The following is an 11,136-nucleotide window of genomic DNA, read 5'->3' as shown; positions in this document are numbered from 1 at the left end:
AAAAGCGCCCGCTCAGCGCGGCCGGATCAGGCCGAGAAACTCGCTGCGGGTGCGCGGGTCCTCGAGAAACCGGCCGAACATTGCCGAACTGCTCATGGAGGCGGCCTGCTTGCCGACCCCGCGCATCATCATGCACATATGCTGCCCTTCGATCACCACCGCCACACCATCGGCACCGGTGACCTGCTGAACACATTCGGCGATCTGTCGCGTCATGTTCTCCTGGATCTGCAGTCGGCGCGCGAACATGTCGACGATGCGGGGAATCTTCGACAGACCGATGACCTGGCCGGCGGGCAGATAAGCGACATGCGCACGCCCGAAAAACGGCAGCAGATGGTGTTCGCACAACGAGTAGAACTCGATGTCGCGCACCACCACCATCTCGCGGTTGTCGGAGGCGAAGATGGCCCCGTTGACCAAGGTGGCGACGTCATCGCGGTAGCCGCGCGTCAGCTCGACCATGGCCTTGGCGGCACGCTGCGGGGTTCGCAACAGACCCTCGCGTTCAGGCTGCTCCCCCAACTGGACCAGGATGTCGTGGTAGTGCTGCGCCATCACATGCTGGGCGTCGACGCCGGAGGCCATGGGGTGCAGGGGGTCGCGCAGATCGTCCATTCGGGTGCTCCGACAGGGGGGAATCCGAATGCTACGGCGTTTCAGTTGTTCAGCTTTTTATCTCGACAATACTGATACAGCGGCATCGCCATCGGCCGGTAATGTCGTCCCCTCGGCCTGCAGCAGGCGTTCCAGTGCCCGCTCCATGCGATGCCGCGCGTCAGCGGTGGCCAGATGCAGATCGCGGTGCAACACCGCATCCTCGGCGTTCGCTGAGGCACATTCCTCGCTGTAGCGCTCGAACGCCGACAGGCTGCTGATGAGGCTGGCGAGGTGCTGCGGGCATTCGCAGCCGATGGCACTGTCAATGCTGGCCAGACGTAACAACTGAAGATTGCTGAAGCGCCGCTCGGGTGGCGCCTCCGGCACGTCGCGTGCCGCCGCCGATCCCGCTGTGCGGGGTCCGGCCAGCCGGCAGATCCGCAACAGCTGGGTAATGTCGGCCGGGGCGCGGATGCACAGCACATTGAGCAGATCGAGCTGGCGCAGAATGCGGCGGCCGGTGAATCCGTACACCACCACGGTGAGCGCAGCGCCGATGCGCTCGATGCGCCGACACAGCGGCTCCACGGCATCGGCATGCAGGGTCGGCAGGTCGATCACCAGGACATCCGGCGCAGCCTGGGTGAGGGCCGGTTCGTCATCCAGCGAGGCGCCGCTGTAGACCAGCGACAGCGCAGCATCTGCCGCCTCCGGCCCGTGCATCAACAATGGCAGGCTGGGTCCGACCACGGCCAGCCGCACGACCTGCCGCCCTTCGGCCAGGGCCTGCGGACGATCCTGGAGGCGCGCACGAATCTCGGCATCGGCCAGCGGCGCCACGGTACCGATGGCATGCCCGGCCTGCACCGCCGCCTGCAGCAAGGCCAGGCGAGCGACATCAGCACGGGAGTACAGTCGGCCACCACTATCGGTGCGCGCCGGGACCACCACGGAATAGCGACGTTCCCACATGCGCAGGGTCGGCAGTGCGATCCCGGTCATGCGGGCCACCGCGCCGATCCGGTAGCGCCCGGAATCAGCCGCGGCGGTCATCGTGATCCCGTCGGCCGTCAGGCCGCCGAGGGCTTGGCCTCGCGTTTGGCATCGGGACTTTCGTAGACGATGAAGGGCTTCACCTCGCCACGCACCACGGCGTCGTCGATCACCACCTTGGCGACGTTTTCCATCGACGGCAGGTCGTACATGACGTCCATCAGGATGTTTTCCATGATGGTGCGCAGCCCACGGGCGCCGGTCTTGCGCTCGCGGGCCTTGGAGGCAATGGCGTTGAGGGCGTCGTCGCGAATCTCCAGCTGCGCGCCTTCCATCTGGAACAGCTTGGCGTACTGCTTCACCAGAGCGTTCTTGGGCTCGCGCAGAATCGAAATCAGGGCGGCTTCGTCCAGTTCTTCCAGCACCGCGGCCACCGGCAGACGGCCGACGAACTCGGGGATGAGCCCGAAGCGCACCAGGTCATCCGGCTCCAGCTGGCGCATCAGCGCGTTGACTTCGCGGCTGTCGCCACGCGATTTGACGTCGGCATTGAAGCCGATACCGGTCTTCTCGGTGCGCTGCTGGATGACCCGGTCGAGGCCAGGGAAGGCGCCACCACAGATGAACAGGATGCCGGCGGTGTTGACCTGCAGGAACTCCTGCTGTGGATGCTTGCGGCCACCCTGCGGCGGCACGCTGGCGATGGTGCCCTCGATCAGCTTGAGCAGGGCCTGCTGCACGCCCTCACCGGAGACGTCACGGGTGATGGAGGGGTTCTCCGACTTGCGGGCGATCTTGTCGATCTCGTCGATGTAGACGATACCGCGCTGGGCCTTGTCGACATCGTAATCACACTTCTGCAACAGCCGCGCAATGATGTTCTCGACATCTTCGCCGACATAGCCGGCTTCGGTGAGCGTCGTGGCATCGGCGATCGCGAACGGCACATCCAGCAGCCGCGCCAGGGTTTCGGCCAACAGGGTCTTGCCGGAGCCGGTCGGCCCGATCAACAGGATGTTGGACTTGGCGATTTCAACGCCATCGGCGGCACCACGCGTCGACAACCGCTTGAAGTGGTTGTAAACGGCAACGGCGAGGATCTTCTTGGCCTGGTCCTGGCCGATGACGTACTCGTCGAGCACCGCGCGAATCTCATGCGGCTTCGGCAGACCCTTGGCCTGCGGCTTGCTCTGAACTTCCTCGCGGATGATGTCGTTGCACAGGTCAACGCACTCGTCGCAGATGTACACCGACGGGCCCGCGATCAGCTTGCGCACCTCATGCTCGCTTTTTCCGCAGAACGAGCAGTACAGGACGCGTCCACCCGATCCGCTGCGTGCTTCGTGACTCATTGGCTCTCTCGTTGCACCGGAATGACAACCCGGTGTCAGGTGTATAGCACAGGGCCGTGCCGTGGCAAACCGCGCCCCGACCGGCGTCTCAGGCTGCGGGGGTGACCGGGCGCCGCTCGACGATGCTGTCGACCAGGCCGTAGTCCTTCGACGCCTCGGCATTCATGAAGAAATCGCGCTCGACATCGCGTTCGATCCGCTCCAGCGGCTGGCCGGTGTGCTGGGCCAACAGCGCGTTGAGGCGTTCGCGCAGGTAGAGGATCTCGCGCGCCTGGATTTCGATGTCGGTGGCCTGCCCCTGGGCACCGCCGGAGGGCTGGTGAATCATCACCCGCGAGTTCGGCAGGCAGTAGCGCTTGCCCGCCGCGCCGGCGGCCAGCAGGAACGAGCCCATGCTGCAGGCCTGACCGAGGCACATGGTGGCCACATCCGGCTTGATGAACTGCATGGTGTCGTAGATCGCCATGCCCGAGGTGATGACGCCGCCTGGTGAATTGATGTAGAGATGGATGTCCTTGTCCGGATTTTCCGATTCCAGGAACAGCATCTGCGCCACCACCAGGTTGGCGACCCCGTCGTCGATCGGACCGACCAGAAAGATCACCCTCTCTTTCAGCAGCCGCGAAAAGATGTCGAACGCCCGCTCGCCACGCGCCGTCTGCTCGACCACCATCGGCACCAGCATGGACTGCGGGGGGGTCAGGTTGTTCATCGTCACCTCAAAAGCAATGGGTCAGGGAGTTCGACACGTATACCGGACTCCGCGTTATTCCGCTGAAGCCTGCGCCGGCGGCTGCGGCGGCTGCAACAGGGCATCCAGTGTCATCGTCACCGCCGCCGGCGTCACCTTGTCCAGCAGGGTGTCGACCACCTGTTCTTCCAGCACCATGGCGCGCAGTCCCTGCAACAGGTCGGGACGCGACTGGTAATACTGGCGCACCTGCTCGGGGTGCTCGTAGTCAGCGGCGATGTTGGCGATCTCGGTATCGACCCGGCTGCTGTCGAGTTCGATCTTCTCGCTCTTCATCACTTCGCCCACCAGCAGCCCCAACGCCACCCGACGCTGTGCCTGCGGCGTGAAAATCTGCGCCGGCAGCATCTGGTCGAGCTGCTCCGGCTTGAAACCCTTCTGGTTCTGCAGGCCCATGCGTGAGGCGGCTTCCTGTTGCAGGCGCGGGGTTTCCTGCTCGACCAGCGCGGTGGGCACCTCGATCGGGTTGGCCGCCAGCAACTGGTCCATCACCTGCTGCTTGAGACGGTTGCGCACCGCCTTGTCGCGTTCCTTTTCCAGCGCCTGCCGGCACTTGCTGCGCAGGCCATCAACGCCGGCATCGGGGTCGACGTTGTGACCCTTGAGGAACTCGGCATCAATCTCCGGCAGGGTGGCGGCCTCGACCTTCTTCAGGCTCACCTCGAACTGCGCGGTCTTGCCCTGCAGGTCTTCACGGCGGTAGTCACCGGGGAAGGTCACGTCGACCACGAAGTCCGCCGGGGCGGACTTGCCGACCATGCCGGCCTCAAGATCGGGCAGGAACTGCCCCTGGCCGATTTCCAGGCGCACATCCTTGCCTTCACTGCCACCGAAGGCCTCGCCATCGATCTTGCCGACGAAGTCGACCGTGACGGTGTCGCCATCGGCAGCGGCGCGCTCAACCACCTCGAAGCCGCGGCGTGCCTTGCGCAGGTTGTCGACCAGGCGATCAACATCCGCCTCGGTCACCTCCACCTCGGGCTTCTCGATCTTCATCGCATCGAGCCCCTGCAGGGTGATCTCGGGATACACCTCGAAATGGGCCACGTATTCGAGCGCTTCACCGGCGGTCTCGGCGGTGATGTCGATGCGCGGCTGGCCGGCCGGCGCCACGCCGGCCTGGCTGAGCGCCTCGGGATAGGTCTGGTTCACCAGGTCGGACACGGCATCAAGACGCGCGGAATCACCATATTGCTGCTGGATGACCTTCATCGGCGCCTTGCCGGGGCGGAACCCCGGCACCTTGGCGCGGGATGCCATGCGCTTCAGCCGCTCATCAACCGCCTTGCTGACCTGCTCGGCAGGAACACGAACGCGCAGTTCCCGGCGCAGACCGCCCGGGGCTTCCAGTTGTACTTCCATGGGTGAAATTCTCTAGAGACGATATTCGGAATACGGAGACGAGGCCATCGACAAGCGGTCAGCACGACCGGCTGCGGCGATGTCTTCGGACCCAATGCGGTGTTCAGTGGTGCGGGAGGCGAGACTCGAACTCGCACGCCTTGCGGCGCTGGAACCTAAATCCAGTGCGTCTACCAATTCCGCCACTCTCGCATCGGGCGCAACAGTATATCAGCGTGCATGCGGCTTGGCCGCAAGACGGGCGGGCACCGGGGTTTGCATATGTAATGCGAATCGTTATCATTTGTTTTCCCTATGAGGAACCTGCCATGCACGAGCCCTACACCCCGCCCCGCCCCCTCAGCCTCGACAGCCGCCCTCGCCGCCCCAGCCGCGCACCGGCGCCGCGGCTGCGCAGCGAGGACCTGTTCCGCAACACTCATGAGTTGATCATCGAGCATCAGGGCGAGGAATACCGCCTGCGCCTGACCCGCAACGACAAGCTGATTCTCAACAAGTAGGGCTCGCCGATGCCCGCCGATCCCTCTGCCGCCCTCAGCGCCTGGCCGGCCCTGCAGGACAGCGCCGTGCACACCGGCAGCGCGCTGCTGGCCCGGCTGCCAGAACTGGGTGCCCTGCGGGTGAGAACGACCGTGGCGGGCATGACGCTGAGCCGTACAGTGCCGCAACTGCGATACGAGCAGCAGGACGACATCGCGCTGCTGCGGGGCAACGACCTGGTGATTCGCATTTGTCTGCGGCACTGTCCCGATGCCGTGGTGCTGGCACCCGAGGCGGCGACTCCCGGCATTCTGCTCTGCGGCCCGGCCGGCACGGTGGCGCTGGAACTGAACCCGTTGGGGCCACCGGAGGCCCTGTTGCAGGCCCTGGCCCAGCTCGAACCCGGGCCCCCCAGCCGCCCTCGCGCCGCGACGATCACAGCCGACCCGGCAGAACCGCTGGACCCCCTCGGCGCGACCCGCCCCCTGCCAGGCCCGACCGCCGCCCGACTGGTGCAGACGGCAGTGGCCGAGGCCATTCCACTGCGGCTCACCGCCCGCGGTCCGGGCTGCCAGCTCCGCCATGTCGGCCAGCTGAGCGACAACGGGGCGAGGCTGGCATCAGCGCTGTACTGGCAGGCGGACCGCTGGCCTGATGCCATGCTGGTGCGGCGGGCCACCGATGTCGGCCTGCGCCAGGCGCTGCAATGGCGCGACCCGTTGGGCGCCGTGGCGCTGCAACTCGAAGACGATCCGCGAACCGCACCGGCGGCCAGTCGCCGCTGGCGGCACCACTGTGCGGCGATGCTGCTGGCCGCACCCGGCCGCAGCTGAGGGCGATCCTCGCGGTAAGCTTGCGGCATGTTCCCGCGCCGCCCGCTCGGGCTCGCCGTACTGGCGAGCCTCGTTGTCATCATCGCGCTGGCCGCTCTGGCGACCGGCCCGGTGTCGCTGTCCTGGCGTGCGCTGGCCGGCAGCCTCGGCCTGTCCGCACACCCGCCACTGCAGCCCTATGAATGGAGCTTGCTGACGCAGATCCGCGCGCCGCGGGTGGTGCTCGGCCTGCTGGTGGGCGCGGTGCTGGCCCAGGCGGGTGCCGCCATGCAGGGGCTGTTCCGCAATCCGCTGGCGGACCCCGGGGTTGTCGGCGTCTCCAGCGGCGCTGCACTGGCCGCCGTGGCGGTCATCGTCGTCGGTCTGCCGCAGGCGCTGCCGCCGATGCTGGTACTACCGCTGGCCAGCTTCGCCGGCGGCTGGCTGGCGACCCTGCTGGTGATGCGACTGGCGCGCGTCGACGGCGCCCTGCGCATGGCCACCCTGCTGCTGGCCGGGCTCGCCATCAACGCCATCGCCAGTGCCGGCATCGGCTTTCTCGCCCACACCGCAGATGACACCGCCCTGCGTACCCTCACCTTTTGGCTGTTCGGATCGCTGGGTCGCAGCGGCTGGACCGAGCTGCTGTGGGTCGCCCCGCTACTGCTGCTGTCGCTGGTGATGCTGCCGTCGCAGGCCGGCGCGCTCAACGCGCTGCTGTTGGGCGAGTCGGAAGCGGGCCACCTTGGCGTGAATGTGGAACGGCTGAAGCGACGGGTCACGCTGTGGGTGGTGCTGGGGGTCGCCGCCAGTGTGGCGGTGACCGGCATCATCGGCTTCGTGGGTCTGATCGTGCCGCATCTGTTGCGTCTGGTCCTGGGCCCGGACCACCGTCTGCTATTGCCGGGCAGCGCGCTGCTGGGCGCCGCACTGCTGACCGCTGGCGACCTGCTGGCACGCACGCTGATGGCGCCGGCCGAGCTGCCCATCGGGGTGCTGACGGCGCTGGTGGGCGGCCCCTTCTTCCTGCTGTTGCTGGCGCGCGGCCGTGACCGCGCGGCACTGGCATGAGCCTGCGCGCCGAACAGGTGAGCTGGCGCCGGGGCGCCACCCCGCGGCTCCAGAACGTCAGCCTGACGATACGCCCCGGCGTCCTGCATGTGGTGCTGGGGCCCAACGGCGCCGGCAAGTCGAGCCTGCTGAGCGTGCTGGCGGGCGACCAGCCCCCGGACCGCGGCAATGCCTGTCTCGACGGTCGGCCGCTGCCGCTGTGGGACCGCACCGCACTGGCGCGACGTCGGGCGGTGTTGATGCAGGGGGAACAACTGCGCTTCGGCTTCCGGGTTGAAGAGGTGGTCGGCCTGGGCCGACTGCCCTGCCCGCCGTTGCCGGTGGGACAGACCGCCGCACTGATCGCCGATGCCCTGACGGCCACCGGCGCCGGTCATCTGGCGGGACGTCGCTACACCACCCTCAGCGGCGGCGAGCGCCAGCGGGTGCAGTTGGCGCGGGTGTTGGCACAGGTGTGGCCGCCGTCACAGCCAGCCGCGGACGCCCCGCGCTATCTGTTGCTGGACGAGCCGACCAGTGCGCTCGATCTCGCCCATCAACATGACTGCCTGGCGCTGCTGCAGGGGCAGGCGCGCGCGGGCTATGGCGTGATGGCGGTGTTGCACGACCCCAACCTGGCCTTGGCCTATGCCGATGAGGTGACGGTGCTGTGCTGTGGCGAGGTGATGGACCAGGGGACACCGGCGGCGGTGCTGACACCCGGGTGTCTGCGCAAGGTCTTCGGTGTCGACGCCACGCCGGTGTCGGCGGCGGACGGCAGCACCCGGCTGTTGATCGGGCGACGTTCACCGGTGTGAGAAATGGTCGGGGCGGAGGGATTCGAACCCCCGACCCTCTGCTCCCAAAAAGGATGCGCGGGCATAGCCTTTTCTTTTAATAACAATGCGTTGCGTCATATTTGAGAACGCGCAACGATCTATTTAGTGTTGAATAGTTTCAGATAGTTAGGTCGGTTTTCCGGGAACGATCAGCGGCCCTTGGCGGCCGCGGGCTCGGGGTCGCCGTCATCACTTCAGGGTCCATGGGTCTCAGCAGCGCTCGCCGATCAGAATCTGATTTGGCCATGAGCCAGGTGTCCCAATCGTCGTCATCCAATACGACAATGGACCGCTTTTCATCCTCCGGCCCGTGGAAGCGGGACATCAGCGAGTGGCCGGTTGCATCGATCGTCAATAGGGAGAACGACCAGGCTGCATCCCCCGGGTCGTCCAAGCGCCGATCCCAAATGCCGGCGAGGCCGAACGGCCGGTGGTCCGCCCTGCCGATCCGCCAGCGCACGGCCCGCCCGCTCTCGTAGCAGGGCTCGTAGATCGCCGCCACAGGGATGACAGCAAGGTTCCCTGCACGCCAGGCCGCGCGAAATGACGGCTTGGCGCTGACGGTTTCGCTCCGGGCGTTGTAGGTGGACCGGAACAGATTGGGCTTGGCCCAGTGCGGCATCAGGCCGAAGCATCCGTACTGGACCGCACGTGGATCTTGGCTGGTGATCACGGGCGCGATCTGGCCGGGGTAGACCTCGCGCGGCTCCGAGGCCGGAAGAACATGCACCGCATAGCCACGTTTGCGCAGGATCTCGGCTGCCGCCGCTTCGTAGTTCGCACACATTGTGTCGAGGGTATCGCCGGCACTGGAATCCGCCAACTACCCGCGCTTGCCGGGGCGCCGCGGTGGCGCCATTGCCCCTGGGACGACTGTCGGGGCAAGGCGCTCGAGCTCCGCCAGCATCCGCTGCAGGCCCGCATCAGATGCTCGGGCGATGTCGCCGGGGGACTGCCAATCGAGAGCCGCCTGACGGTCGTGCGCCCATCTCGCACCCTGGGTGTACCCCATGACCTGCCCTGCCCGCTCCGAAAGTCTCTCCCATCTGGCCCGGACGTCCGCCGGCCAGGACGTTGGGTAGGCACTGCCATGGATGGAATCTCGCTGGACCTGCCGCTTGAACGTTGCCAGGCGCAGCCCTGCGGAGATCTGACTGTTCCACGCCGACAGGGTTTCCGTCGGATGCCGGTCATCGCCGAGCACATGGTGCAGCTCGCGGCCGAGCCGGGCCATCACATCCGCCGCCTCTGCCGCCCACCGCTTGCGCTGCTGCGCGTCCAGCATGGAGCCTGGCTGATTGCGGGCACGGTATTGCCGGATCAGCAGAGCAGCGTCTTTCAGCAGCAGGCGGCGTGGATCGTGATTCACTGTATAAGAGTACAGCATCACGCTGAACCATGAGTGCGGCAGCGCTACCCCCAGTCGATCGCTGTCTGCTGCGCTACGGGCCGGGGCCACCCCCCACGCCAATTGCCTATGATCAGCTCCGTGCGCTCCACGCCTGCACCACCGCCAACCGTGTAGTTGATCCCAACCGTCTTCATGGGAAACGCGCCAAAGACCCTGCGCATTTCCGGGTGGTCGTTCACGCTGATGATAATTGTGCCCTTCATGCTGGCCGCCCGACTTGCAAGCGCCTCGTACTGGCTCATTGGGAAGTCGACACCGTAGCCCTCAGTTTCCCAGTAGGGCGGGTCCGCATAGAACAGGGTGTGCTCCCGGTCATACCGTGCCAGGCATTCTTGCCAGTCGAGCGATTCGACATTGGCATCCGCCAATCTGGACCATGCCTCAGTAAGGTCCGCCTCCATCCTCAGCACGTTCAGCCGCGGCCCTCCTGTCGTCGATGTGCCGTAGGTTTGACCATCAACACGACCGCCAAAACTGAGCCGCTGCAGGTAGTAAAAGCGCGCTGCGCGCTGCACGTCGGTCAAGGCCTCCGGCACCTTCATCTGCTCCCAGAGGTAGGTTTGACGGCTGGTGATCGCGAACTTGAACTGTCTGCAGAACTCCTCAAGGTGATGCCGGAGCACCCTGTAGAGATTGGCGAGCTCGGCATTGACGTCGTTCAGCACCTCAGAGGTAGAAGGCTGCTTCGCGAAAAATACCGCTGCGCCGCCCGCAAAGAGTTCAACGTAGCAGGTGTGTGGCGGAAATAGTGGCAACAACTCGCCGACGAGGCGGCGCTTGCCCCCAATCCAGGGGATGACGGGGTTAACAGGCTGAGCCATGACGTGAGCCCTCAGTGATCATTCTGGTAGCCTCAGCCCGCCTGTACAGGCGCGGGGGCCTTGGCTGCTCACCGGCACGTTCGGTGGGTGGCGACCCTCGACGGTGTTGCTGCACCGTCGGGGGTCGCCCTCGTTTATAGCTGCTGCAGTGCCGCGCCCCAGGTGGCGTCGAGGTCGAATGCCGCGGCTGTCTCGGCATCCGGCAGCGCGTCGATCTGCTGCCGGATCTGCCACTTGATCTGATACAACGCAGTGATGCGCACGCCGACGGCCTGGCTAAAGTCGTACGCCTGCTGGGGCGTCAGCATGTGCGTGACATCCTCGGCGTCACGGAACGGCATTACGGCCCCGGTCTCGCCGGCGGCGATCAGCGCTGCGGCCATTGATGCGATGCCGTTGATGTTGAGCAAGTCACGGGTATCGCGTGTTTGTGCCGTGCCGGCGCCGTCCGGGAAGGCGTAGGGCACGCCGGCGGCCTCGGCTGCGGTATGGCGGGTGCTGTTGGCGGCGCGCAGCGCGTCCTGCTGCTCTGCCAGGGGCAGCAGCACGGGCGCGAATTGCCCGTCGGCATACGTATCGCCGATGCGCGCTCCGGTGGCGTCAACAGCGCCGATGGCGCGGCCCGCTCGGGGCTGCATTTGATGATGTTGGCCACTCGGCCGTTG

The 11,136-nt window shown here is 66.2% G+C and carries 13 protein-coding genes and 1 tRNA gene; 4 read left to right on the top strand and 10 right to left on the bottom strand.

Going from position 1 to position 11,136, the window contains the following annotated elements:
* Positions 1–12 precede the first annotated feature (12 nt).
* The 6 genes from folE to JN531_RS12835 all read right to left on the bottom strand — a co-directional run bounded on the left by folE (position 13) and on the right by JN531_RS12835 (position 5,250).
* A complete protein-coding gene (folE, locus tag JN531_RS12860) occupies positions 13–618 on the bottom strand; it encodes a GTP cyclohydrolase I FolE (protein WP_228349261.1) in 606 nt (201 codons plus the stop codon).
* 57 nt (positions 619–675) lie between these two features.
* Positions 676–1,653: a MerR family transcriptional regulator gene (locus JN531_RS12855; RefSeq protein WP_228349260.1), complete on the bottom strand. Its 978-nt coding sequence runs from the start codon at positions 1,651–1,653 to the stop codon at positions 676–678.
* A gap of 17 nt (positions 1,654–1,670) precedes the next feature.
* On the bottom strand, positions 1,671–2,945 hold the full coding sequence (clpX, locus tag JN531_RS12850) for an ATP-dependent Clp protease ATP-binding subunit ClpX (RefSeq protein ID WP_228349259.1): 1,275 nt from the start codon (positions 2,943–2,945) through the stop codon (positions 1,671–1,673).
* A gap of 88 nt (positions 2,946–3,033) precedes the next feature.
* Positions 3,034–3,657, bottom strand: coding sequence for an ATP-dependent Clp endopeptidase proteolytic subunit ClpP (clpP, locus tag JN531_RS12845; protein WP_228349258.1), 624 nt, complete (start codon positions 3,655–3,657; stop codon positions 3,034–3,036).
* Positions 3,658–3,711: 54 nt separating this feature from the next.
* Complete coding sequence (tig, locus tag JN531_RS12840; RefSeq protein ID WP_228349256.1) at positions 3,712–5,058, bottom strand: trigger factor; 1,347 nt, start codon at positions 5,056–5,058, stop codon at positions 3,712–3,714.
* A gap of 107 nt (positions 5,059–5,165) precedes the next feature.
* Positions 5,166–5,250: transfer RNA gene (locus JN531_RS12835), tRNA-Leu, on the bottom strand.
* A gap of 116 nt (positions 5,251–5,366) precedes the next feature.
* On the opposite strand from JN531_RS12835, the gene hemP reads away from it, so the two are divergent.
* Genes hemP through JN531_RS12815 form a run of 4 tightly spaced genes read left to right on the top strand, consistent with a single transcriptional unit; the run spans position 5,367 to position 8,218 of the window.
* Positions 5,367–5,558: a hemin uptake protein HemP gene (hemP, locus tag JN531_RS12830; protein WP_228349255.1), complete on the top strand. Its 192-nt coding sequence runs from the start codon at positions 5,367–5,369 to the stop codon at positions 5,556–5,558.
* A 9-nt stretch (positions 5,559–5,567) separates the two neighbouring features.
* On the top strand, positions 5,568–6,371 hold the full coding sequence (locus JN531_RS12825; RefSeq protein WP_228349254.1) for a hypothetical protein: 804 nt from the start codon (positions 5,568–5,570) through the stop codon (positions 6,369–6,371).
* A 27-nt stretch (positions 6,372–6,398) separates the two neighbouring features.
* Positions 6,399–7,421, top strand: a complete 1,023-nt coding sequence (locus tag JN531_RS12820; protein WP_228349253.1) for a FecCD family ABC transporter permease — start codon at positions 6,399–6,401, stop codon at positions 7,419–7,421.
* Complete coding sequence (locus JN531_RS12815) at positions 7,418–8,218, top strand: heme ABC transporter ATP-binding protein (RefSeq protein WP_228349252.1); 801 nt, start codon at positions 7,418–7,420, stop codon at positions 8,216–8,218. Before JN531_RS12820 ends, JN531_RS12815 begins: the two co-directional genes overlap by 4 nt.
* Before the next feature lie 139 nt (positions 8,219–8,357).
* On the opposite strand, the gene JN531_RS12810 is transcribed toward JN531_RS12815, so the two are convergent.
* From JN531_RS12810 to JN531_RS12795, 4 genes are all read right to left on the bottom strand, one after another.
* A complete protein-coding gene (locus JN531_RS12810; RefSeq protein ID WP_228349251.1) occupies positions 8,358–9,062 on the bottom strand; it encodes an SOS response-associated peptidase in 705 nt (234 codons plus the stop codon).
* Positions 9,063–9,608, bottom strand: coding sequence for a hypothetical protein (locus tag JN531_RS12805; protein ID WP_228349250.1), 546 nt, complete (start codon positions 9,606–9,608; stop codon positions 9,063–9,065).
* Positions 9,609–9,652: 44 nt separating this feature from the next.
* Entirely contained in the window at positions 9,653–10,471 is an 819-nt protein-coding gene (locus JN531_RS12800) for a DNA adenine methylase (RefSeq protein ID WP_228349249.1), read from the bottom strand.
* A gap of 134 nt (positions 10,472–10,605) precedes the next feature.
* Positions 10,606–11,109 carry a DUF4376 domain-containing protein gene (locus JN531_RS12795; RefSeq protein WP_228349248.1) on the bottom strand — a complete coding sequence of 168 codons (504 nt, stop codon included), beginning with the start codon at positions 11,107–11,109 and terminating at the stop codon, positions 10,606–10,608.
* Between the last annotated feature and the right edge of the window lie 27 nt (positions 11,110–11,136).

This window comes from Flagellatimonas centrodinii (genome assembly GCF_016918765.2).
Taxonomy (GTDB): domain Bacteria; phylum Pseudomonadota; class Gammaproteobacteria; order Nevskiales; family Nevskiaceae; genus Polycyclovorans; species Polycyclovorans centrodinii.
The sequence above is the reverse complement of the archived record's forward strand: the minus strand, read 5'-3'. Positions and strand labels throughout refer to the sequence as shown.